We start from the raw sequence: 24,422 nt of genomic DNA, 5'->3' as shown, positions 1-24,422 counted from the left end.
GGGGCCGGCCTGGGACCGGGCGGGTCCTATACTGACCTCCCCGCATGTCTGTTATGTCCACCTTTATTTGCCGCCACCTCGCCGAGCGGAGAGGTCATGCCGGACGCCAACACCCTGGACCGCGCAGGTTCGTTCGCCGTCTTCTTCACCACCTCGGAGAACCTCGGCCTGAGCACCACCCTGCGCAACGCGGCGGACATCCTCGCCGAGGGGAACCGCAGTGTCCTGCTCGTCGACGGCCGGCCCCGTGCCCGGCGGCGCGACGACCCCGTGAGCGCGAGCACGACCGCGACCGCGACCGCCGTCGGCGTCACGGTGCCCGAACCCGTGGCGGGACAGGTCGCCGCCGTGGCCGCCCCCACCCCCGACCTGCTCGCCGCCATCGGCGACGACCCCATGGCGGCTCGCTACGACCATGTCCTGATCGAGGCGCCCGTGCCCGAGGCGCCCGGCGCCGTGGAGCACGGCGGGCTGATGGAGTTCGCCGACGCGGTCGTCATCTGCTTCGCGCTGACGGCCTGGTCCATCGATGGTGCCGCCGCCCTCGCCGAGGACCTGTCCGCCCGCCGCACCGGGCGGCCGGTACGGCTGCTGACCCTCGGGCTCAAGAGCGACGTCGGCGTGCGCGACCGGCTGCGCGAGAGCCGTGAGCGGGCCCGCCGCAAGTTCTCCGCGCTCGCCCGGACCCTCGGCGAGCGCGAGTTCCCCTTCCTGGAGATCCCGTACAACCCGCTCTACCTCGACAGCCGCAGCCTCGCCGTCGAGACCGAGGACGCCGGCACCGTCGCCGGCCTGCGCCCGTACTACGAGCGGCTCGCCGACTGGCTGCGGGAGCGCCGCCCCGCGCGGCTCGACGGCGTCACCGTCGTGCACTCCGGCCGGCACGTCCTGTGGGCGGCCTGGCTGCGCGACCGGCTGGCGGAGAAGAACCTCCGGATCGAGCTGCGCCGGGCCGACACGTACACCGGATGGCGCCCCGAGCCCGGCACGGCCCTGCTCTTCCTCTCGCCCGGCGACGGCGACGACACGCTCCTCGCCCAGATCGGCACCCTCTCCCACACCGACGTACGGATCGTCCTGGTCGACGAGGCCTTCCCGAACGCCGAGGCGGCGCACCACGAACTGATCGACCTGCGCGTCCCCACCGAGGACGAGGCGCTGCGGCGCCTCTACAACGGACTGGGGCTCGGTCCGGCGGGCCCCCGCGAGCACACCGCGGACACCCGCTTCCCACGCCTGCCCGAGACCACCAACATCGCGCCGCGCGGCGGTGGTTTCGTCGACCGCGACGACCTGCTCACCACCCTTGAGGAGAAGCTGCGGGAGGCCGCCCGCGGCGGCGCCGGCCTGGTCCTGCACGGACCCAGCGGCTGGGGCAAGAGCGAGACCGCCCGCGAGCTGTGCCACCGCTACGGCGCCGGATACGACGTGGTGTGGTGGGTGCGCGCCTGGGAGCCGCAGCGCATGCGCCGGGGGATGACCCGGCTCGCGGCCCGCCTCGGCGCCACCGGGGACCGGCTGGGCACGGTCGCCGCCGACGGTGACCTCTCCCCGCTCCTGACCCGCCTCTCGCGGCCCGGCGACTCCGCCACCAGCTGGCTGATCGTCTACGACGGTGTGGCGGACCCCGCCGACCTGGACGGCCTGCTGCCCGTCCCGCACGAGCGCGGCCACCTGCTGATCACCAGCCGGGTCGCGCCTGCGGAGACGCCGCCCGACGCCGTACCGCCGCACCTGGCGGGCTGTGCCATGCGGCCCATGGAGCCCGCCGAGTGCGTCGCGCTGCTTGGCGAACACGTGCCCGAGCTCACCGAGGAGCAGGCCCAACAGGTCGGCAGCACGGTGGACTTCGTTCCGCTCGCCCTCCGCCTCGCCGCCCACTGCCTCGCCGCACGGGCCGCCGCCCACCGCCGCGACGACCACATGAGCCAGGAGACCGCCGTCCGCGCGGCCGTCGGCGACCTGCTCGCCGCGTACCGCACCGGCAAGACCGAGATCCTCGGCGAGGCGGACGCCGCACCGCCCGTCGCCGTCATGGTCCGCGTCGCCCGCCAGTTCGCCGCCACCACCCCGGGGGCGGCCGCGTGGCGCGCCGAGAGCCCCGCGCACGACGCCCTGGGCTGGCTCCTCAACGCCGCCTCCCTGCTCACCGGCCGCGGCATGGGCCTCGAGCTGCTGCTCTCGCGCCGCATCCTGTCCGAACTGGCCCGCGACGACTCGGCGGGGCCCGATCCCACAGGCCCGGGTCCAGGCCCAGGCGCCGACGCCCGCCCCCGGCCCCGCCATCCCGACGACGTCCAGCTCCCCGACGAGCACATGGTGAGCGTCGCCCTGTGGTCGCTCGCCCAAGTGGGACTCCTGGAGGTCGACTTCGACCACAAGGAGCAGCCGCTGGGGCAGCACCACGCGCTGCGCGACCTGATCCGCGACGGGATGGACCCCGAGGAGCGGCGGCACGTCGAGTCGGTGCTGCGCGGTGTCCTCGCCGAGTACGGGCCACGAGACGAGGACCTGCCGCCCGACTGGGCCCGCGAGGTCAACTCGCTGCGCCTGTGGGAGGACACCCGGCCCCGGGTGCGCCGCTCACTGCTGCGGCACCTGAACGCGCTCGCCTCCCGCGGCGAGAGCGCCGACCTCGCCCGCCTCCTCGCCATCGCCGAGGAGGCCCGCCGGGAATGGGCCGGCGACGACGACGGCGACGAGCCGACGCCCGAATACCTGCGCCTGCTCAACCTCACCGCCCGCGCCCACCGCCTCGGCGGCGCGTACGAGCAGTCCCGCGAACTGTCCCAGGCCGCCCTGCGCGGCCACCGCAGGCTCCTCGGCCTCACCCACCCGCGCACCCTGCTCTCCGCCGACTCGCACGCCGCGACCCTGCGCGCGCTCGGCCGCTTCGAGGACGCCCTGATGCAGATCAGGCCCGCCGTGGAAGGGCTCACCCTGCTGCTCGGCTGGAAGCACCCCGCCACCATCCAGGTCGAGCGCAACCTCGCCCTCACCGAGGCCCTCACCGGACGCGTCACCGCCGCCCTCGGCCGGGTCGAGGAGCGCTTCCGCTACCGCCAGGCCGTCGGAGGCAAGGACGACCCGGTCGCCTGGAGCTCCGCCGACCTCCTGGCCCACCTCTACCGCGCGACCGGCCGCGACGGCGAATCCCGCGACCTGCTGCGCCAGCGCCTGCGCCGGCACGGCGACGCCTGGGACGCGGCGCGGCTGCGGACCGAGGTCGGCCTGGCCGTCAGCGAGCGCCGCCTCGCCGACGGCTTCCCCGCGGCCAGGGACCCGCGTTACGGCTTCGAGATGGCGCACGAGCGCGACCTGCGGACCCTGCGGGAGTACATCAGCCGCTTCGGTGCCGACCGGCTCGACACCCTGCGCTGCCAGTTCAGTTACGCCGCCGACCTGCACGCCCTCGGCAAGGCGGACGAGGCCGAACTGCAGGCGCGGCAGTGCGGGAAGATCCTCGGGGAACGGTTCGGCACGGGCCATCCGTACACCGCGCTCAGCGACGTCCGCCACGGCGTGTACCTGCGGGCGACCGGCGACCTGCAGCGCGCCGAAGTGGCGGGCCGGTGGGCGCTCGACCGCCTCGGTCACAAACTCGGCCGCGCCCACCCGTGGGTCGCCGCGGCCGAGAACTCCCTGGCCGCGACCCTCGCGGCCGACGGCCGGACCGAGGAGGCCGTGGAGTTGGCGCGCAGTGCCCTGGACCGGATGCGCGACCTGGGCATCGCCGACCGCCCCGACGGACGGCGGGTGAAGGCGCACCACGCCCGGCTGACCGGAAGCGACATCGCGGTCCCTCCGTCGGGCTTCGACATCGACCTGGAGCTTCCGGGACTGTAAGAAGGAATACAGACACCGGCCACGAGAGGCCGAAGACTGACCGTAGGCAGACCGAAGACTGACGGAAGACATACGACAGACAGACGGAAGACGGACAGAGCCGGACGACGGACACGGTCGCAGGACGACCCCCGGCGGACGACACGAGACCGTCCAGCGAAAGGCGAGCGTACGTGGCAGCCCCCGCACCGCATCGCACCGAGACCCTCACCGAGCACCACTGGTCTCCCGAACGGCACGGTCGCATAACCCAGTTGTGCGAAGAGGCGGTCGCCTCGGAACCGGGGATGCGGTCGCTGTCCCACTACAGCAACGGCATCCTCGACTTCGTCGTCGGCCGCACCGACCGTCCTCCCCTCAGCAGCATGGTCGCCGAGACGGGCGACGAACGGCAGGACGAGTCCCTGCCGGGCAGCCGGCTGCTGCTGTGCGCCCAGGACCTCGGCGCGCTCCTGCGCCCCCTGGGCACCGGCGAGCTGATGCGCACCGTCGTCGCCAACGGGCAGGGCGGCTTGTGGGGCGGGCGCGTGAAGCCGGGTGAGTACCTCGCCGCGCTCACCGACAGCGGCGCGTCCGTCGACGCCGTGGACGCCGCCATGAACCGGCTGGTCACCCGGATCCGTACGGACGTGCACAGCCTGCCCGACGAACTGCCCGGCGGTGACGTCTCTGCCGAGCCCCGCCCCGGCCTCACCCCTGTCTCCGCCTCGCGCTCCGTCTCGCTCGGCGCGCCAGGCACCGACGCCGGGGGCGCCGCGCCGCGCGTCGACTTCGGTACGGCCGCCGCACCGGACCCCGCGTACGAGGAGCGGCTGCGCGCCCTCTGGCGCCAGCACGTCAACACCACCGACCTGCAGTACGCCGGCTACTACCGCGACCTGACCCTGGTGTGCGCCGGGGACGTCTTCGACGCGCCCGACCTCGGGCCCCGCTTCATCGACGTCAGCGTACGCAGCAGGCGCACCGCCTACCGGGACCTCTCCCGGGGCCTGCGCGGGCACCTCGTCCGGCTCACCGACGCGCTCCACCTCGTCGCCCCGGCCGAGGACGGCCGGCCACCGCTCGACCGGCTGGTCCTGGACGTGCAGGAGGGCGCGGTGTACGTCGTGTGGACCTCGGCCCGCGAGTTCCTCATCGGTGTCACCCTCGACCAGACCCAGGTCCGCAACGCCGACATCCGGCTGAACCGGCTCGCGAGCGCCCTGCGCGGGGTCACCCCGGCACAGCCGTCGAGCTGAGCGTGGACCACACCTCCTCCGCCAGCACCTCGACCGTACGGGCCGCGGTCCGCGGGTGAGGGGGGCCCGCGCTGCCCAGGAGGTGCACCGGCAGCACCTCCACCGCCCGTTCGTACTCCCGGCAGATCCGTCGCAGTTCGCGCCATTGCTGCTCACTCGGCGCACCCGGGAGCGCGGCGCCGTGCCAGACCACCACGGCGCCCCGGAACTCCTCCGTCAGCGTCCGTACGAGCGTGGCGCAGCCCAGAACGCCCAGCTCGGCCGGCGTCGCGGTCGAGCGCCGTCTCATGGTCAGCCCGGCCACGCGCCGGGTGACCGTGTCCAGGACCGTGAGGGCCTCCTGGAACCGGCGCCGTACCGCCACCGGAAGGCTCTCCGCGGCCGCCTCCCGCTCGGCGGGGACCTCGGCCTCCGGTAAGGGCTCACCGTGGACGGACGTGGTCGGCTGCCGGTACGAGGGCGGGCCGACGCCCCGGCCGGCCGAGGTCATCGTGGCCACCGTCCGGCTCAGTTCGGCGAGCTGGACCGTCTGCTGCTCCAGATCGCGGCGCATGCGCTCGCCGAGCTGGACCAGACCCTCCTCGCGCCGGCCCTCGGCGACCCGGCCGGACAGCTGCCGCAGCGCCTCGTGCACCTGGCGCGGGAAGTCGGTGGTCTGCCGGTACACCAGCGGCCGTGAGCCGATGGAGCGGCCAAGACGGTCCCGCATGGGCCGCGACACATGGCCGTTGACCACGAGCAGCGCCTCGCACCACCCCGGACGCACCGCGCTGCGCAGACCGTGCACCTGGGCGGCGATCCGCTCCGCGTCGTCGGCGACGAGGACCGAGCGGGTGAGGATCACCGCGAGGTACGCGTTCGGGGCGGGGGAGAGCCAGTACCGCACCTCCTCCGGGGCGCCCGGCGGGGACGACAGGCGGGCCGGGACCGGCTGGTGGGAGGCGATGCGCCACTGCCCGAGGTTGAGGGCCTCCTGCACATCCGAGACGACCTGCTCCCGGGACACCTTCTCGTGCAGGTCGCGCACCGCCCGCAGCACGGCCGCGGCGGACACGTTCCGTACCGCCCCGCCCGGCTCGGCACTGAGCTGCCAGGCTTGCCGGCAGGTCTTGAGCACCTCGCGGGGCACACCCTCGGTCAGCTCGTGCAGCAGCCGCAGCGCCTCGGCCGAGAACGGGCCCGAGGACCGCTCGGGAGCCGCCTCGGCGCGCTCGGGGCGCTCGGGGCGCTCGGGGCCGGTCGCGCCGTCCGGGCCGGTCCGGCCGTCACGGCTCGTCCTCGCGTCACGGTCGGTCCTGCCGTCCCGGCTCGTCCGGCCGTCATGGTCGGCCCCGCCGCCCCGGCTCGTCCTGCCGTCCCGGCTCGTGCCGCCGCCGCGGCTCGTCCCCACGTACGCGGAGACCAGTTGACCGGTGAGACGCTCGTCGAAGCCGGTGGGCCACAGTTGGACGATCCGTTCGTGGACGCTCGGCCGTAGTGCCCGCAGCCCTTGCGGCGAGACGCAGAAGACCAGCAGGCCACCCCGGCTGACGTAGATGTTGACGAGGCGTTCGAAGGCGTCCACGAAGGGGCGTCTGGTCGCCTCCGGCCACTCCAGGACCTTCTCCAGGGAGTCCATCAGCAGCGCGTACGGGCTGCCCACCCGGCCGTGCAGAAAGCCCTGCACCGCCAGTGCGTCGAAGACCCGGTCGATGCCGCCCGCCGGGTGCTGCTGCCCGCCGTGGCCCGCCGAGGGACCGATGGCCGCCGTGATGCCGCGCTCGCGCAGCGGCTCGGCGGGCTCGCCGCCGGTCAGCCACTCCCACACCATCCGGGTGAACGGCGGCTCCTGGAGCAGCGCGAGCGCGGTGGCGAACCGGCGGTGCTCCGTCACCTCGCCCAGCGTGCCGCGCAGGTCCGCGTGGATCACCTCGGGGTCGTAACGCAGCGCGGAGACCACCTTGTCCGGGTCGAGGCTGCGGTCCCGCAGCCCCGCCGCGATCCCGTCGAGCGCGCCCAGGCGTGGGTCGCTGCCCTGCGCGCCGACCCGGTTCGCGGTCACGTACGCGTAGTAGTCCCTGACCAGTTCCTCGAAGGCGCGCCGGCCCTGAGGCGTGTCGCCGGGGCCGCGCAGCCGGTCCCGGTACATCCCGCCCATGTCCTCCGCGGGCTCGTCCACGATCCAGGTCGCCGGGGCGTCCGGGCGGGCACCGAGCGTCGCGTACACCTCGCGCAGCGCGTGGCTCTTGCCCAGGCCGAACTCGCCGACCAGCGCGATCGCCCGGCCGCGCCGGCCACCGGCGGCCGGCGTGGCGAGATAGTCGCCGACCAGGTGACGCAGCTCGTCGAGGGTCGGCGTCAGGATCGTCGCGTTGCCCGAGTCCGCCGCCTCGACGGGCACGTCCCCGAGGTCGGCGGAGGGGCCGAGGCGCACGACAGGGGTCAGGGGGAAGGGGTTGCTGTGCCAGATCTCTCCGCTGTCTGGGGCCACGACGGCACTCCTCGGTGGTCGGTGCGGTCAGGGGTGGTGGGCCGGCGGCAGGTCACGTCCCAGGGTGGCCAAATCCACGCCTCCTGTGTGCTCGCTCAGCTCTTCGGCGGTGATGCGGACCGGTCTGCCCTCGCGTATGAGACGTTCGGCCGTCGCGTGGTAGACCTGCCGCAGCTCCCGTACGTCCGCCGGTTCCCAGCCGTTCAGGAGCGTGCCGTCGGGGTCGGGGTGGTCCGAGCGCGCGCTCCGGCTGAACCGCACCCTGTCCTCTCCCCTGAGGTTCTTGAGGGCGAGGTGGGTGACGGCCGGGTGCGGCAGGAGCTCCCTCACCACCTCGTCCGCGGACTCGTCCGCCCCGTGACTGATCTCGACGAACAGGACGATCCTGCTCTGCGCGTGTTTCAGACAGGTCTTGAGGAACTTGGTCCGCACACCGGCGTCCCGCCAGTCGATGTGGGGCACGATCACGAAGAGCAGCGCGTCCTGCCGGAACAGCAGGGTGCTGATCGCGCTGAACGCCTTGGCCGGGGCCTCCTGGGAGATCGCCGGGTCGAGGTTGGCGAAGTGCCTGCCCAGGGCGGCGACGACCTTGTCCCGGATGGTGGAGTTGATCGCCGGAGTCGAGGCGAAGTCGCCGTTCTCGTCCGTGCTGATGGCCCTGCCGTTGTTGTCGTAACCGGCCGCCATCGCCACGACGTCCGTCAGGGGCGCGGGCTCGCCCTCCGCCTGCGGGGCCAACTGGGCGATGTACTGGCGTGCTTCGTGGACGCACCGGTGGATGAGCGTCGTCTTGCCCATGCCGGCCGGGCCCGTCACCACCACCAGACGGCCGTGGTCCACGCCGTCGTTGACCAGCTCCGGCAGCCGGTCCAGACAGAGCCGGAAGACGTCCAGCTGCTCCTGGGCGTGATCGACGTCCACCCACTGCTCGATGTGGCTGGTGTCGTCCCACGGAACGAGTGGGTGGTCGTCCATCGGCCGGGCGGGGGCGTGGGGCAGGCTCTGTCTGCTTCTCGGCACGAAGACGCCGTACGGATTGTGCTGGGCCGGGATCGTCATGGCGCCGCCTCGGGGGTCGGGCGGGTCGGGCGGGTCGGACGCGCGCGGACGGTACGCCATCTCCAGTACAGCGCGCGGCCTTTGAGCTCGGCGACGGCGCGCAGCTCCCGTTCCACCGACCGCCGCACCTCCTGCGCGTCGCGGGCGCGGGCCGCCGTACCGAGCAGGGTGCCGGCGCGGGCGCCAGGGAGGGGCTGCGCCAGGGGCAGCCCGTCGGCGAGCGACTGGGCCCGCTCGCGCCGCGCACCGGGCCCGCCGACCTGCGCGAGGGCGCCGAGCAGAGTCTCACGTGCGCCCGCGACGGGGGTGTGGTCCGCGTGGGGATCCGCTTCGTACGCCGTCAGATAGGCGCGGGCGGCCGTCCGGAAGGCCGTCGCACCCGCGTCCAACTGCTGCTTGAGAAGGCGCCGTTCGGAGGAGAGACGCTCCGACATCTGCCCGCCGAGGGTGAGCAGCGCGCCCACCGCGAGAAGCGGCAGCGAGGTCAGGAACGCCTCGAACCAGCCGTCCTCCTTCTTCTCGGCCGAGGCGCCGGGCGCGTCGGCGGCGGCCGCCATGAGCGCGGAACAGGCACGTGAGAAGTCGCCCTCGTGGCGCACCGCCCACGCCTCCGGGCTCATGCGCCCGACGGGCGCGGTCGGCATGACGCTGTCCGGGGTCGACACGTCGGGCCGTAGCAGGCCGAGGCGTACGGCGGCAGTGACGAGGTCCTCGCGGTGCGCGGAGTCGAGGCAGTACACGAGCTGGACGTCACGCTCCTTGGAACCGGGGGGCGCGGCGAACGCCGGCGGGGCGTCGACGAGCAGCACGAACGCCGGCGCGGCGACGGCGAACAGCGCGACCACCGCCGCGGCGGCCGGGATTTTCCTCCTGCGACCGGCCGGGCCGGCCCCTGCCGAGGTCCTGCCCGCTGTGGCGGCGACCTTGCCCTTCGGCCGGCGGCCGGACGGCGCGGCCGTCGCCGTGGCGGCAGTTCCGGGGCCCGCCCGGCGGCCGGGGGGTGCCGGCACCGCTGTGGTGGCGGGGCCCGGCCCGACGGCGGGCGGTGTCGGCGCCGTGCCGTGTCTCGTTCTGTGACTCATGCGCCCCTCCCCGTCCGGCCGCCCCAGGCCGGGTCTCCGCCGTGCGTCGACGTCCCTTCGTGTCCTGCCTACCGTTCGTACCGCCTCCGCTCAGGCGGGCGAGCGCCGTTCCGTCAACGGGCCCTTCGGCAAGGGGCCTCCGCTCGCCGGTGTCACGCGTGCCGCCGGCTGGTCGCATCCTCCCGGGGGACGCTCCTCGGCGGCGCCGGGTTCCCCCGGGGCGGGGCGCCGCGCCAGGAGCGCCTGCGACGTGGCGTGCAGCAGATTGACGGTGATGACGGCGGGACCGACGGTCGCGACCGTGCCGGGGAAGTCGCGCTCCAGGGCGAGCGCGATGAGAACGGCGGTGATGCCGTTCTGCTGCCCGAGCCCGAGCGCGATCCTGTCCCGCCGCTCCAGGCCCCGCACGAACAGCGGCATCACACCCAGCGCCACCACCGCCTGCGCGCCGAACGCCGCCAGACCGAGGACGACGCCCGGCAGCAGCGCCACACCCTGCGCGAGGAAGAGGCCGAGCGCCAGGAACGCGGCCAGGTAGGCGACCGTGACGGCCCGGTCGACCGCCTTGTCGAGCACCGCCGAACGGACGACGAGACCGGCCACCGCCACCGCGAGCATCAGCATGTCCGCCGCGGCGAGCACCAGCATCGCCACCACGAGCGCCCCCGTCAGGACCCTCCCGGCGTGCCGGAACCACGACGCACGGGCCACCGATGCCGACGCCGCCGCCGAGGCCGCCACCCGCCGCCCGGCCCACCACAGCAGGACCACGCCCGCCAGCAGCGCGGCGTTCAGCGCGAGCCCGGTCGCGTAACCGCGCGCGCCGTCGCCCGCGATCGCCGGTGCGCCCGCGTGCCCCGCCGCCGTATGGGCGTAGGCGGCGACGTACAGCGTCAGCAGTACCGTCATCGGATCGTCGAAAGACGCCCATGCCGTCAGAAGCGACCGGGCGCGCGGCGACATGCGTCCGCTCCTGCCCAGCGCGGCGACGGAGAGCGGATCGATCTGCGCCACCGCGATGCCGAGCACCACGTACTCCGGCCGCCCGAAGGACAGCACCATCACGCCCGCGATGAGCGAGGCCTTCAGGAAGACCCCGAGCGTCACGGCCGCGACCACCCCGGACACGTCCGCGCGCAGCGCCGTGAGATCCATCGAGTACGTGCTGCCGTACAGGCCGACGGCGAGGAGGAGGCCCGCGCCGAAGAGATAACCGCCGGTGCCGACCAGCGCGTGCGGATCGGCCACCAGGCCGACCGCGAGGCCGAGGAGCAGCGTGCCGGCCGCGCCGGCCATGACGCCGGGGACCGACGCGGGAAGCCGCCAGGTCCGGGCGCGTCCGGATGTCGCCACCGCGTCTTCCTCCCCCTGACGTGCCGACGTGCCGACGTACCAACGTGTCGAAGTGGCCCCGCGGCCGTCCGGCACCGGGGGACAGATGAATCGTAGGGGCCCAGGACGGTGCGTCGGAAGCCGGACTCCAGCCTCTCGTACGGCAGTTGGCCTTTTCGCTCACCTGTGTGAGTGGGGCGCTCCTGTCGTGAGGATGCCCTGCCGGGGGCCCGGCCGAACACGCTGTCCGTGGTGTGTCGAGGAGTTCACCCGTTCTCCGGCGACACCGGCTGGAGCAGGTCCCAGCGGTTGCCGTACAGGTCCTCGAAGACGGCGACCGAGCCGTACGGTTCGTGGCGCGGCTCCTCCAGGAAGCGCACCCCGGCCGCGGTCATCCGGGCGTGGTCGCGCGCGAAGTCGTCGGTGTGGAGGAAGAAGCCGACCCGGCCGCCCGTCTGGTCACCCACGCGGGACTCCTGGGCACCGTTCTTCGCGCGGGCGAGCAGCAGCCCCGTGCCGGCGGTGGCGGTGGTGGCGGCGCCGGGACCGGCGGGCGGGCGGACGACCACCCAGCGGCTGCCGTCGCCCCGGTCGGTGTCCTCGACCAGGTCGAAGCCGAGGGCGTCGGTGTAGAAGGCGATGGCCTCGTCGTAGTCACGGACGACGAGGGCGACAAGAGCGAGGGAGGACATGGGCCCAACGTCATACGTACAACTAGTCCGTGTCAAACGGAGCGGGTCCGGGCCGGACAGCGCGGGCCGGACAGCGCGGGCCGGACGGAGCGGGGCCGTGGTGACGGAGCGGTCCGGGTCGGACCGAGCTGGCCCGTGGCGGACAGCGCGGGTCGAACAGAGCTGGCCCCTCGCGGACGGAGCCGGTCCGGCGCGGGCGCGGTGGGAGAATCCCCGCATGGACGCCCAGCCGCTCGCCGAGCTCACCGCCCGCGCCCTGCTCCTCGCCGTCCCCGGCCGGCGCCGGATCCTGGGCATCGCCGGCGCGCCCGGAGCCGGGAAGTCCACCCTGGCGGCCCGGCTCGTCGCCCGCCTCGACGGACGCGCCGCGCTCGTGCCCATGGACGGCTTCCACCTGGCCCAGAGCGAGCTGGTCCGGCTCGGCCGCGCCGGGCGCAAGGGCGCCCCGGACACCTTCGACGCCGCCGGATACACCGCGCTCCTCGCCCGCCTCCGTACCCCCGAACCCCGCACCACCGTCTACGCCCCCGCCTTCGACCGCGCCCTGGAGGAGCCCGTCGCGGGGGCGATACCCGTCCCGGCGGACATCCCGCTCGTCGTCACCGAGGGCAACTACCTGCTGCACGACGAGGGCCCCTGGGCCGGCGTCCTGCCGCTCCTCGACGAGGCGTGGTACCTCGAACTGGACGACCGGCGCCGGGTGCCACGGCTCGTCGAACGCCATGTCCGTTTCGGCAAGGACCGGGCCCACGCCGAGCGCTGGGTCCGGGACTCCGACGAGGCGAACGCCCGGCTCGTCGCGCGCGGCCGCGACCGCGCCCACCTCGTCGTCCGGATGAGCTGATACCCGCCCGGAGCCGTCGGGCGGGCGTCGGCGATGATCAGCGCATGAATCTCACCAGCCGACGCACCCTCCTGACCTCTGTGGCCGCCGCGGCCGCCACGCTGCCGCTGCTCAACGACCTCGCCGGGAACGGCTCCACCGCCGCCGCAGCCACCACCGCGGACAACTTCCCCTCCAACTCGGCGCTCTACAGCAGCAGCGAGTACCAGGAAGGCACCCACTGGATGCGGCGCTTCCGCACCCACCCCCGGGCCGAGCTCTTCGACAACGTCAGCGCCACCAGCGACCCGGTCCGCAGCACGGCGGTCATCGCCCCGCACGGCGGCGGTATCGAGGCGGGCACCAGCGAGCTGTGCCTCACCCTCGCGGGCTACAGCCGGGTCGGGGCCGGCACGGACCCGGTGGCGGAGACCGGAGTGCCGCAGCGCGACTACTGGATGTTCGAGGGGCTCGCGTCCTCCAGCGCGCTCCACGTCACCTCCACCCACTGCGACGACCCCGCCGCCCTCGCCGTCTGCGGCAACAACATGTACGCCGTCTCCCTGCACGGCTTCGCCCCGGACGCGGGCACCCCGGCCAAGCAGATACTCATCGGCGGCCGGGACCAGCGGCTGATGCGGAACCTCGGGGCGGCCTTCGCCGCGCACGGGCTCAAGACCGGGAACAGCAACAGCGCGCTGGACGTGACGGTGCTCATCGCGGGCGTCAACAGCCCCCTGAACGGCGACGACCCGGCGAACATCGTCAACCGCACCCGCACCGGAGCCGGCGCCCAGCTGGAGATCTCCACCGAACTGCGCAGGGCGATGTTCGGCGACTTCAGCAGCGCCTCCGCCCGCAGGACGACCGCCGGCGTGGGAACCGCGAACCAGGCGCACTTCTGGAACGGGTTCGTCGGAGCCGTACGCGAGGCCGTCGACCGCCACGAGCGGGGCCTCGACTCGCTGTAGGCGAGGCCGGGCCGCACGAACTCGCCGGAGCCGGGGCCGGAGCCGGAGCCGGAGCCGCACCGCCCGGGTCGCACCGCCCGGGCCCGAGCCGGGGTCGTACCGCCCGAGCCGGTGCGACCGCCCGACCTGCCGCGCCCCGCCGGGCTCTCGCTACGCTGGACCGCACGACGACGACGCAACGGCGACGGAAGGCGGCGCACGTGGGGTTGTTCCGGCGAGGGCCCAGGCGGGACGGCGACGAGGTCCCCAGGGATCCCGAGTTCGCCTACTTCTCCGAGCGCGAGGCGGCCCTCTTCCGCAGCCTCGTCAGAGAGTCGTTCGCCGAACTCGGCCTGGAAGTCACCGTCTACGCCGACTACGTCCGCGACGACGCCGGGCGCCAGTTCGGGCTCGGCAACCTCGCCGCCGTCTGCCACAACGACCGGCGCGGACCGCGCGTCTGGCCCCAGATCGTCCGCCGCCACGTCGGCCTGGTCCTGCGCACCATGGACGGCCCCTCCGCGCTCGACACGCTCCCGGCCGAGCAGATCCGCTCCCAGCTCTACCCCCGCGTGGTCAGCGGCGAGGGCATCGACCCCGGGACCTTCGGCTACGCCAGGTCCGTCGCGCCCGGACTGTACGAGATCCTCGCCCTCGACCTGCCGGAGAGCGTCATGATGCTCACCGACGAGGCCCTGGAACCCCTCGGCGACCTCAAGCGGCTGCGCGACCGGGCGCTGGACAACCTGCGCGGGCTGCCGGTCGAGGGCCACGAGACGGTGCGGGACGCCGACGGCATGTGCTTCGAGGTGATCCTCGGCGACTCCTTCTACACCGCGAGCCGCGTCCTCGACCTGGACGCGGTGGTACGGCGGGTCACGGGCCGGCCGCTCGGCGAGCACGGGGCCCTGGTCGCCCTGCCGTTCCGCCACCAGCTCGCCTTCCACCCGATCCGGGACACCACGATCGTCCCCGCGCTCGGCGCGATGGCCTCGTTCGCCGCCTCCGGCTACGAGGACACCCCCGGCGCCATCAGCCCGTACGTCTTCTGGTGGCGCGACGGCACGCTCACCCAGCTCAGCGAGCGCGACGAGGACGGCGGGGAGCTGCGGATCGTCGTCGGCGACGACTTCCAGGCGCTGCTCGAACGGCTCATCGCCCAGGGACCGGGACCGGGACCGGGGAGGGGGTCGGGGTCGGGGCCGGACCGGCGCTGAGGGGTCGCGGCCCGTCCCCGACACCGGCAGGATGCTGTACGTCGAGGAGGAGACCCATGTCCACCAGCACCCCACCCGCCCCCTTCACCGCCGAGGACTACCGGGCCAGGATGGACCGCGCCGCCGCCGCGGCGGCCGACGCCGGACTCGCCGGCATCCTCGTCGCCCCCGGCCCCGACCTGGTCCACCTGACCGGCTATCAGCCGACCGCGACCACCGAGCGGCTCACCGTCCTCGTCCTCGCCCCCGGCCGGGAACCGGTCCTCGTCGTCCCGACGCTGGAGGCCCCGGACGCCGAGCGGGCCCCGGGCGCCGCCGCGCTCACCCTGCGGGACTGGACCGACGGCAAGGACCCGTACGCCGTCACCGCCCCCCTCCTCGACACCGGTGGGCGGTTCGGCGTCAGCGACAACACCTGGGCCCTGCACCTCCTCGGCCTCCAGAAGGCGCTGCCTGCCACGTCGTACGTCTCGCTGACCGAGGCGCTGCCGATGCTCCGGGCCGTCAAGGACGCCCGCGAGCTGGAGCGGATCGCCGCCGCCGGGGCGGCCGCCGACGAGGCGTACCGGGAGATCCTCACGGTCCGCTTCGAGGGCCGCAGGGAGACGGAGGTGGCGGCCGACCTCGCGGCCGCGCTGATGCGCTTCGGCCACTCCCAGGTCGACTTCACCGTCGTCGGCTCCGGGCCCAACGGCGCCAACCCGCACCACGAGGCGGGGGAGCGGGTCATCGAGCGCGGGGACATGGTGGTCCTCGACTTCGGCGGCCTCAAGGACGGTTACGGCTCCGACACCACCCGTACCGTCCACGTCGGCGAACCCACGGACGAGGAGCGGCGCGTCCACGACCTGGTCCGCGAGGCGCAGCAGGCCGGCTTCGAGGCGGTCCGGCCGGGCGTGGCCTGCCAGGAGGTGGACCGGGCCGCACGCAAGGTGATCACGGACGCGGGCTACGGCGCGTACTTCATCCACCGCACGGGCCACGGCATCGGGGTCACGACCCACGAACCTCCGTACATGATCGAGGGCGAGGAGCGGCCGATCGTGCCCGGCATGTGCTTCTCCATCGAGCCGGGCGTGTACCTGCCGGGCCGCTTCGGCGTCCGCATCGAGGACATCGTGACGGCGACGGAGGACGGCGGGGGCCGGCGGTTCAACAACACCCCGCGGGAGATGGCGATCGTGGAATGAAGCCCCCGCCGTAGCCGCCGCAGGCCGGTCCCGACCGTCACGTCACCCGACCGTCATGTCACCCGTCCGTCAGGATCACCGCGCACTCCGCCGGCAGGCGCAGCAGGCCGTCACGGCCCGGGGGCTCGACCGGCTCCCAGGCGGCGAGGACCCGGTCGCGGCCGTTCGTGCCGAGGGCGATCTCCGTCGGCTCCTTGCCGAGGTTGACCGCGACCCGGACCACTCCGCGGCGGAGGGCCAGCCAGCGGGCGTCCTCGTCGAAGGCGACCCGCACCGCCGCCAGATCCGGGTCGGTCAGGTCCGGCAGCGTCCGGCGCAGCGCGATCAGCTCCCGGTGCCAGGCCAGCAGCCGGTTGTGCGGGGGGCGTTCGCGCTCGGAGCGGTCCAGGACCGAGCGGTCCCGGGTGGCCGGGTCCTGCGGGTCCGGAATGTCCTCCTCCGCCCAGCCGTGCTCCGCGAACTCCCGCCGCCTGCCCTGCCGTACCGCCTCCGCCAGCTCCGGGTCCGTGTGGTCGGTGAAGTACTGCCAGGGCGTCGTCGCCCCCCACTCCTCGCCCATGAAGAGCATCGGGACCGAGGGGGCGGTCAGGACCAGCGTCGCCGCGCAGGCGAGCAGCCCGGGGGAGAGCGTCGCCGAGAGCCGGTCGCCGAGCGCCCGGTTGCCGATCTGGTCGTGCGTCTGGGCGTAGCCGAGGAAGCGGTGCGCAGGCGTGCGGACCCGGTCCACCGGGCGGCCGTGGGAACGGCCCCGGAAGCTCGAGAACGTACCGTCGTGGAAGAAGACCCGGGTCAGCGTCTTGGCGAGCGCGGCCAGCGGGGCCCGGGCGAAGTCGGCGTAGTAGCCCTGGGACTCCCCGGTGAGCGCCGTGTGCAGGGCATGGTGGAAGTCGTCGTTCCACTGGGCGTGCAGGCCCAGACCGCCCGCCGGGCGCGGTCTGGTCGTCCGGGGATCGGCGAGATCCGACTCGGCGATCAGGAAGTGCTGACGGCCCTGCTCCCTGGCCAGCTCGTCGACGGCCTCCGACAGCTCCTCCAGGAACGTCAGCGCCCGGGTGTCCGCGAGGGCGTGCACCGCGTCGAGGCGGAGCCCGTCGATCCGGTAGTCCCGCAGCCAGGCGAGCGCGCTGCCCAGCAGATAGGCGCGGACCTCGTCGGAGCCCGGCGCGTCCAGGTTCACCGCCGCGCCCCACGGCGTGTGGTGGGTGTCGGTGAAGTACGGGCCGAAGGCCGGCAGGTGGTTCCCGGACGGGCCGAGGTGGTTGTGGACCACGTCCAGGATCACCCCCATCCCGAGCCCGTGCGCCGTGTCGACGAAACGCTTGAGGGCCGTGGGACCGCCGTACGGCTCATGGACCGCCCAGGGCGCGACGCCGTCGTACCCCCAGCCCCACTTCCCCGGGAAAGGACAGAGCGGCATCAGCTCCACATGGGTGATGCCGAGGCCCGCCAGGTCGCCCAGCCGCTCCGCCGCCGCGTCCAGGGTTCCGTCGCGGGTGAAGGTCCCCACGTGCAGTTCGTACAGGACTCCGGCGCGCAGGCGGAGCCGTGGGGGTTCGTTGAACCAGACGAAGGCGTCGTGGTCGACGACCGCGCTCAGGCCGTCCGGTCCGTCGGGCTGGCGCCGGGAGCGGGGGTCGGGCAGCACGGGGCCGCCGTCCAGGGAGAAGCCGTACCGGTCGCCGTCCCGGGCCGGCGCCACGCCGGTCCACCAGCCGGGGCGCTCGGCGTCCCGCTCCAGCGGGTGCCCGGCCCCGTTCAGTTCCAGCGACACCCGGTCACGGGCCTGCGGAGCCCACACCTCGAACAGCACCGGCCGATCCCCTCGTCGATGGGCCAACGACTACGGCGTCCATCCTGGCAGCCGGGCGCCGCCGCCGCCCGGCGCGTCACGTACCTCGTCCCGGCCAGGTCATGTACGTCGTCCCGCCAGGTCACCTATCTCGTCACGTACCTCGTCACGTACTCGTCCCGGCCAGGTCACGTACCCGGTGGCGGCCGGCCACATACCTGGTACGGGCCCCGTTCTGGACACTTCCGGCCCCTCGGGCCGACAATCACGGATGTGACGACGCCTTTCGAGTTCTCCACGCACTCCGCTCGGCTCACCGACGCCGAGCGGGACCGTGCGCTGGTGCTGCTCCGTGAGGGTGCCGCGCAGGGCCGGCTCTCGCACGACACCTTCCTGTTCCGGATGGAGCGGGCGCTCATCGCGCGCCGGCCGGACGAACTCGCCCTCCTCACCGCCGATCTGCGGACCGAGTCCACGTGGACCCGGCGGGTGGTCGGCGCGGTCGAGAAGATGTCGGCGTTCACGGCCAAGGTCGGACGTGCCTGGCGGGCCGAGCGGCTGCCGAAGCTGCTCCTGCCCGAACCGGGCCCGTACCCGCTGCGGATCGGCCGCGACCCGGTGAACGGACTGCGGCTCAGCCACGAGACCGTCTCCCGGGTGCACGCCGAACTCTCCCTCCAGGGCGGCCTGTGGGTCCTGCGGGACCTCGGCTCGACCAACGGCACGACCGTGAACGGTCGCCGGGTCACGGGCGCGGTGGCGGTCCGGGAGGGCGACATGGTCGGGTTCGGCCAGATGTCCTTCCGGCTCTCGCTGCGCTGAAGTCTCCCCGTCCGTGAGGGCGTTCAGGGATTTCAGGGCTTTCCCTTACGGGTGGGGGTAACCCCCCTCTCGTACACCGGAGTCCACCAGTGACCGCGCGGCGCCTCCGACGGGAGGCTGACCGGCATGAGAAGCACAGGTCAGCAGTCCCCGGTCAGCAGAGTGCCGGTCACGGTCCGCACGGCGCAGTGGTGCGCCACCCACCCCTGGAAGGCGATCGCCGGATGGGTGCTCCTGCTCGCGCTCTGCGTCGGCGCGGGGGCGGCGGCGGGGACCAACAAGGGGTCGTTCGCGGACTTCTGGGTCGGTGAGGCCGGGCGGGCGGAGGCCATGGCGTCGGACAGCGGGCTCACGCCGCCGCCGGTCGAGCAGGTGTTGATCGAGCGCGCGGGCCCGGGCGGGGGCGGGGGCGGGGGCGGAGGCGGGGCGGCGGTCGGCTCGGAGGCCGAGGGCGAGGGCGAGGCCGAGGCCGCCGCGGCCGAGATCCGGGCGCGGATGGCGGCGCTGCCCGCCGTCGAGTCGGTCGCGGAGCCGGTCGTCGCCCGGGACGGCGATGCCGTCCGGGTCGCGGTCACCCTGCGCGGCGACAAGGAGACCGCGAAGCAGGACGTCGAAGCGCTGCTCGCGCAGACCGCCGCCGTCCAGCAGGCGCATCCCGGACTGCTGATCGAGCAGACGGGCAGCGCGTCGATCTCCGTCGCCGTCAACGACAAGCAGGGCGAGGAGCTGGGACGGACCGAGATGATCAGTCTCCCGGTCACCTTCCTGATCCTCCTCGTCGTCTTCGGCGCCGTCCTCGCCGCCGGGATCCCCGTCCTGCTCGCCCTCTTCGCCTTCGTCGGCGCGGTCGGCCTGTACGGGCTGGCGTCCTGGGTCTTCCCGGACGCGGGAGGCGCGGCGCTGAGCGTCATCTTCATGATGGGCATGGCCGTCGGCGTCGACTACTCGCTCTTCTACCTCAAGCGGGCCCGCGAGGAGCGCGAGCGCTCCGGCTCCACGATCTCCCACGTCCGGGCCGTCGAACTGGCCGCCGCGACCTCGGGACGGGCCGTCGTCGACTCCGGCCTCGCCGTCGCGCTCGCGCTCGCCGGCCTGTACCTCGTCGGGGACGTCGTCTTCTCCTCCATCGCCACCGGGGCGATCCTGGTCACGCTGGTCGCCGTGGGCGGTTCGCTGACCGTTCTGCCCGCTCTGCTCGCGCTCCTCGGGCACCGGATGGACGGCGGCCGGTTCGCCCGTCGAAGGGGGCGGCGGGCCGAGGGGCGGATGTGGGCCGCGGTGCTGCGGCCCGTCGTGCGCCGGCCGCTTCTCGCGCTGGTCGCCGGACTCGTCGTGACGGTCGCGCTCGCCGCGCCCGCGCTCTCCATGAGGCTCGGCACGGAGGGCAAGGAGACCTTCCCGGACAGCGTTCCGGCCGTCGCCGCGTACGACCGGCTCGTGGCCGCCTTCCCCTCGGAGGGGCCCGCGCATCTCGTTCTCGTACGGGGAGAGGACCCGGCCGCGCCGCTGCGCAGGCTGGCGGAGGCCACGCGGGGGGACGCGCTCTTCGCCCAGGACCGGGCGCCGGTGGTGCGGATCGCGGAGGACGGGCGCACGGCGCTGCTGGCGCTGCCCGTCCCGTACGCGGCGAACTCGGCGGAGGCGAGCCGCTCCCTGGAGCGGGTGCGGGAGCGGCTGCTGCCCGCGGCCGTCGCCGGAGCGTCCGCCGCCGGGACATCCGGGGCGTCCGGTGCGCCCGCGACGGAGTGGGCGGTCTCCGGGGAGATCGCGGCCGGCGCGGACTACGCGGCCCATCAGGAACGGCGCCTGCCCTGGGTGATCCTCTTCGTCTCGCTCGCCACACTGGCGGTCATGTACGCGGCGTTCCGCTCGCTCGTGGCGGCGGCGCTCGGCATGCTGCTCAACCTGGCGGCGGTGCTGGTCTCCTGGGGCGTGCTCACCCTCGTCTTCCAGGGGACCTGGGCGGAGGGGCTGCTCGGCTTCGAGTCGCTGGGCTTCGTCGGCTCCCGCACGCCGCTGATGGTCTTCGCCATCCTGGTCGGGCTCTCCACCGACTACCAGATCTTCGTGGTCAGCCGGATCCGGGAGGCGGTGCGGCGCGGGGTGCCGACGCGCGAGGCGGTGGTCGACGGGATCGCCGGCTCGGCGAGCGTGGTGACCAGCGCGGCGGTGATCATGGTGTCGGTCTTCGTCAGCTTCCTCTTCATCGACCGCATCGAGATGAAGCAGATCGCCGTGGGCCTGACGGTCGCCGTCCTCTTCGACGCGATCGTCCTCCGCGCGGTGATCCTCCCCTCGGCGATGTCCCTCCTGGGCGACCGCACCTGGTGGCCGGCCCACCCCTCGGCCCCCCGTCCGAGAGCTCAGGAATTCACCCGTTCGGCGGTATGAGGGCTGCGGGGGGAACGGGGCGGTGGTGGGGTGGGGAGACGCGTGCCCGGGTGTCTCGGCACGCGCAGCCTCAGCCGAAACGACAGGGGGCGCGATGAGCGACACGTCGAAGCCGGGCATACGGCGGCGCGGCGGATGGGCGGAGCTTCCGCCGATGGCGCCGGCCGGATCACCGGCGAGCAGCGCCGTCGTGCCCCCCACCGCCGCCGGGCGGCTCATGACCGCCCGGCCCGCGGCGGGCGAGGCCTCCGCCGCGCGGACCGTCGCGCCCAGTCCGCTCGACCCCGGAGCCGCGCGCGACCCGTACCCCGTCCACCGCGTGCTCCGCGAGGAGTTCCCGCTCACCTACGACCCGCTGCTGCGGGCCTGGGTCCTCAGCCGGTACGCCGACGTCGCCGCCGCCCTCACCGATGCCCGGTTCACCCACGGCCACCGGCCCGGCGACCCGCCCTGCGCGCAGACCCATGCCGAGGTCGACGAGGGCGAGCTGCGCCGCGTCGCCGCCCACACCGCGTACCTCCTCGCCCGGCGGATCGCCGACCGGACCCAGGCCGACCTGGTCGCCGACTTCTGCCGCTGGCTGCCCGCCGGGACCGTCGCCGCCGCGATCGGCGTGCCCTACCGCGACATGATGCGCCTCGTGCGCGGCCGGGCCGCCTCCGCGCTCGCCGGCCAGTGCACCGGCCAGATCTCGGTACGGGAGAAGGCCCTGGCCTCCTTCCTCGCCAACGTCCTCGCCGACCGCGAGCGCGCCGCGGCGCTCCAGGACGCCCCGGCCGGCCAGATCGCCCGCGCCTGGACCGAATCGCTCCGCCGGGACCCGCCCGTCCAGATCGCCGTACGCCGCACCGGCGCCGAGGTCCGGGTCAGCGGCGGCACCATCCCGGCGGGGGAGTCGGTCGCCCTGCTGATCGGAGCGGCCGGCCGGGACCCCGAACGGTTCCGCGACCCCGACCGCTACGACCCGCAGCGCGACGACCCCGGCCAGCTCACCTACGGCAGCGGCACCTGCCCCGCGGTCCTCCTCGCCGCCCTGGAGGCCGAGTACGCCGTGCGCGCGCTGCTCGACGCCATGCCGAAGCTGCGCCTCGCCGACGGCTTCCGGCCCGAGCCGGCCGGTCTGATCACCCGAGCCCCCCGGACCCTTCTCGTACGGCCCGGCGGCTGAGCAGCGCCACCGGACGCTCGGCGAACAGCTCCGCCAGCTTCACCTCCGAGTCCGGGCCACCGGTGAACTCCCGTACACCGTCGAGGAGATCGAACCAGCGGCCGGCCGGAAGGACCAGCTCCGTGTCCTGCCAGCCGCCCGCCTCCGCGAGCCGCAGCGGCAGCCGGGTGACCGCCGTGACCACCTCGTCGGAGCGGGTGAAGGCCAGGCAGTGGCCGGCCGCGGGCCCGGCCGCGGCCAGCGGGGCGTAGCCGCCCGCCTCGCCGAAGAGCTCCGGGTGCCGGCGCCGCAGGGCAAGGGCCGCCCGGACCACCACCGTCTTCTCGTCGTCGGGACCGACCGTGAACGGCCGCCGGTTGTCGGGGTCGACGAGCGCGCGGTACTCCCGCTCCGTCCCCTGGTACAGCTCCGGCACCCCCGGCATCGTCAGCTGCACCAGGGCCGCGCCGAGGACCTGCGCCCGGATGTGCGGCTCCAGGGCGAAGGCCGCCTCGGACGCGGCCCGCAGCGGAATCCGGCCGGGGCCGGCCGCCACGAACTCGTTCACGGCCCGCTCGTACGCCGGATCGGGCTCGGTCCAGCTGGTGTGCAGCCCCGCCTCCCGTACGGACTTCAGCACCGCGGGCCCAAGCCGGCCGGCGTCCGGGGTGCCGAAGCCGAACGCGGTCTGCCACGCGGTCCACGCCAGATGCGGGTCGGGCGCGGGCACCCCGGCCACCTCCTCCAGCAGGCCGGCCCACACGCGCGGGCACTGGGACAGCACGGCGATCCCGGCCCGGACGTCGGCGCTGCGCTTGGTGTCGTGCGTGGTCAGGACGGTCCCGGTGGCGGGCCAGTCCCGGGCGAGCCGCAGGCAGTAGGCGTGGAACTCCTCCGGTGTCACGGCGGGACGTCCGGGATCGCCGCCGACCTCGTTGGCCGACAGGAGAGGGGTGTAGCGGTAGAAGGCCGTGTCCTCCACGGACTTGGCGCGCAGCGCCGAGGAGGTCTGCGCGAACCGCGCCTGGAAGGCCTGGTGTTCGGGCCCCTCGCCGAGCCGGCCGAGCGCCAGGTCCCGTACGGTGTCGACCGCCGAGGCCTCCTCGGGCACGGCGAAGGCCGCCTTCGCCCCACGGGCCGCGTCCGGGGTGAGGACGCTCTCGCCGCCCGTCCGGTACGTGCGGTAGACGGGGACGCGGACGAGGAGTTCGCGGATCGCCGTCAGCAGCGCCCAGGGCGCGTGGTCGCGCAGGTCGGGGTCGGCGGCGCAGATCCGCCCGGCGATCCGGGTCAGGGCGGCCGTCTCCGCGGCCAGTTCGTGCGTCACGACCTTGTAGGCGGCCCGCCGGGCGGTCGCCTCCCAGTAGCCGCCCCTGTCCCCGGCCCGTCCGACGAAGTCCCGGTAGAGGTCGAGCAGTTCGTCGAAGCCGACGGGGTCGACGAAGACTCCGTCGACGTAGCGCAGGGCGTCGTAGCCGGTGGTCCCCGCGACGGGCCAGGACGACGGAAGCGGTTCCGTGCCGGTGAGGATCTTCTCCACGACCGTCCAGCAACGGCCCTCCGTCGCCTCGCGCAGCCGCTCCAGATACCCCTCGGGGTCGACGAGCCCGTCCGGGTGGTCGATCCGCAGGCCCTCGATCACCCCGTCCCGTACCAGCTCCACGATCTTCTCGTGGGTCGCCGCGAAGACCTCGGGGTCCTCCGCCCGGACCCCGATCAGATCCGAGATGGTGAAGAAGCGGCGGTAGTTGAGCTCGGTGCGGGCCAGCCGCCACCAGGCGAGGCGGTACCACTGGGCGTCGAGCAGCTCGGTCAGGGGCAGGTCCTCCGTGCCGGCGCGCAGCGGGAAGTCCTGCCCGTCGAGGTGCAGCGCCCCGTCGGCGACCCGCATCCGCTCCCGCACTTCGGGAAGCCGGCCAGGCAGGACGGGCAGCAGCATCCGGCCGTCCTCCGCCGCCCAGTCGATGTCGAACCAGCGGGCGTAGGGGGAGTCCGGGCCGTCGCGGAGCACCGCGCGCAGCGCGTGGTTGTGCCGGGGGGAGGCGGCCATGTGATTGGGCACCAGGTCCACGACCAGGCCCAGGCCGTGCGCCCGGGCTGTCGCGGCGAGCGCCCGCAGGCCCTCTTCGCCGCCCAGCTCGGCCCGGACCGCGCGGTGGTCGGTGACGTCGTAGCCGTGCGTCGAGCCTGGCACGGCCTCCAGGACCGGCGAGAGGTGCAGGTGGGACACCCCGAGGCCGGCGAGATACGGGACGGCCCGCTCGGCGGCCGAGAACGGGAACTCCGGTTGGATCTGGAGCCGGTAGGTGGCGGTGGGAAGCGTCGAGGCGGTGGGCGAGGGCGTCATGCGAACGTACGTACCCGCCTGAGAGGC

At 74.2% G+C, this 24,422-nt stretch carries 16 protein-coding genes; 9 read left to right on the top strand and 7 right to left on the bottom strand.

From position 1 onward, the window contains the following. Positions 1-96 precede the first annotated feature (96 nt). Positions 97-3,846, top strand: coding sequence for an FxSxx-COOH system tetratricopeptide repeat protein (fxsT, locus tag ACF06X_RS09760; protein ID WP_392286679.1), 3,750 nt, complete (start codon positions 97-99; stop codon positions 3,844-3,846). A gap of 173 nt (positions 3,847-4,019) precedes the next feature. Then, complete coding sequence (locus ACF06X_RS09755; protein WP_392286678.1) at positions 4,020-5,084, top strand: hypothetical protein; 1,065 nt, start codon at positions 4,020-4,022, stop codon at positions 5,082-5,084. Here the strand turns inward: ACF06X_RS09755 and ACF06X_RS09750 are convergent. The 5 genes from ACF06X_RS09750 to ACF06X_RS09730 form a co-directional block, all read right to left on the bottom strand. Further along, positions 5,059-7,554, bottom strand: coding sequence for a hypothetical protein (locus tag ACF06X_RS09750; RefSeq protein WP_392286677.1), 2,496 nt, complete (start codon positions 7,552-7,554; stop codon positions 5,059-5,061). The genes ACF06X_RS09755 and ACF06X_RS09750 overlap by 26 nt on opposite strands. A 27-nt stretch (positions 7,555-7,581) precedes the next feature. Beyond that, positions 7,582-8,613: a hypothetical protein gene (locus ACF06X_RS09745; RefSeq protein ID WP_392286676.1), complete on the bottom strand. Its 1,032-nt coding sequence runs from the start codon at positions 8,611-8,613 to the stop codon at positions 7,582-7,584. Beyond that, entirely contained in the window at positions 8,610-9,695 is a 1,086-nt protein-coding gene (locus ACF06X_RS09740) for a hypothetical protein (RefSeq protein ID WP_392286675.1), read from the bottom strand. Before ACF06X_RS09740 ends, ACF06X_RS09745 begins: the two co-directional genes overlap by 4 nt. Positions 9,696-9,785: 90 nt before the next feature. Next, positions 9,786-11,048 carry a hypothetical protein gene (locus ACF06X_RS09735; protein WP_392286674.1) on the bottom strand — a complete coding sequence of 421 codons (1,263 nt, stop codon included), beginning with the start codon at positions 11,046-11,048 and terminating at the stop codon, positions 9,786-9,788. Between the two features lie 245 nt (positions 11,049-11,293). Continuing rightward, positions 11,294-11,719 carry a VOC family protein gene (locus ACF06X_RS09730; protein WP_392286673.1) on the bottom strand — a complete coding sequence of 142 codons (426 nt, stop codon included), beginning with the start codon at positions 11,717-11,719 and terminating at the stop codon, positions 11,294-11,296. Positions 11,720-11,936: 217 nt separating this feature from the next. Between ACF06X_RS09730 and ACF06X_RS09725 the strand changes: the two genes are divergently transcribed. The 4 genes from ACF06X_RS09725 to ACF06X_RS09710 all read left to right on the top strand — a co-directional run bounded on the left by ACF06X_RS09725 (position 11,937) and on the right by ACF06X_RS09710 (position 15,899). After that, a complete protein-coding gene (locus tag ACF06X_RS09725) occupies positions 11,937-12,563 on the top strand; it encodes a nucleoside/nucleotide kinase family protein (RefSeq protein WP_392286672.1) in 627 nt (208 codons plus the stop codon). Positions 12,564-12,607: 44 nt separating this feature from the next. Then, positions 12,608-13,513, top strand: a complete 906-nt coding sequence (locus ACF06X_RS09720; protein WP_392286671.1) for a poly-gamma-glutamate hydrolase family protein — start codon at positions 12,608-12,610, stop codon at positions 13,511-13,513. A gap of 200 nt (positions 13,514-13,713) precedes the next feature. Next, a complete protein-coding gene (locus ACF06X_RS09715; RefSeq protein WP_392286670.1) occupies positions 13,714-14,709 on the top strand; it encodes a hypothetical protein in 996 nt (331 codons plus the stop codon). Between the two features lie 56 nt (positions 14,710-14,765). Next, positions 14,766-15,899, top strand: coding sequence for an aminopeptidase P family protein (locus tag ACF06X_RS09710; RefSeq protein WP_392286669.1), 1,134 nt, complete (start codon positions 14,766-14,768; stop codon positions 15,897-15,899). 58 nt (positions 15,900-15,957) lie between these two features. Here the strand turns inward: ACF06X_RS09710 and treZ are convergent, their stop codons facing one another. Further along, positions 15,958-17,709 carry a malto-oligosyltrehalose trehalohydrolase gene (treZ, locus tag ACF06X_RS09705; protein WP_392286668.1) on the bottom strand — a complete coding sequence of 584 codons (1,752 nt, stop codon included), beginning with the start codon at positions 17,707-17,709 and terminating at the stop codon, positions 15,958-15,960. A 252-nt stretch (positions 17,710-17,961) separates the two neighbouring features. Here treZ and ACF06X_RS09700 point away from each other — a divergent pair, with 252 nt between their 5' ends. The 3 genes from ACF06X_RS09700 (at position 17,962) to ACF06X_RS09690 (ending at position 22,069) form a co-directional block, all read left to right on the top strand. After that, entirely contained in the window at positions 17,962-18,510 is a 549-nt protein-coding gene (locus ACF06X_RS09700) for a DUF1707 and FHA domain-containing protein (RefSeq protein ID WP_392286667.1), read from the top strand. A gap of 126 nt (positions 18,511-18,636) precedes the next feature. Beyond that, a complete protein-coding gene (locus tag ACF06X_RS09695) occupies positions 18,637-20,901 on the top strand; it encodes an MMPL family transporter (protein WP_392286666.1) in 2,265 nt (754 codons plus the stop codon). A 94-nt stretch (positions 20,902-20,995) separates the two neighbouring features. After that, the gene (locus tag ACF06X_RS09690) at positions 20,996-22,069 is read left to right on the top strand and encodes a cytochrome P450 (protein ID WP_392286665.1); all 1,074 of its coding nucleotides are present in this window, start codon (positions 20,996-20,998) and stop codon (positions 22,067-22,069) included. Here ACF06X_RS09690 and treY read toward each other — a convergent pair. Continuing rightward, entirely contained in the window at positions 22,026-24,395 is a 2,370-nt protein-coding gene (gene treY / locus ACF06X_RS09685; RefSeq protein WP_392286664.1) for a malto-oligosyltrehalose synthase, read from the bottom strand. The two genes, ACF06X_RS09690 and treY, sit on opposite strands and share 44 nt — an antisense overlap. Between the last annotated feature and the right edge of the window lie 27 nt (positions 24,396-24,422).

Source organism: Streptomyces sp. NPDC015346, from assembly GCF_043078785.1.
Taxonomy (GTDB): Bacteria; Actinomycetota; Actinomycetes; order Streptomycetales; family Streptomycetaceae; genus Streptomyces.
The sequence above is the reverse complement of the archived record's forward strand: the minus strand, read 5'-3'. Positions and strand labels throughout refer to the sequence as shown.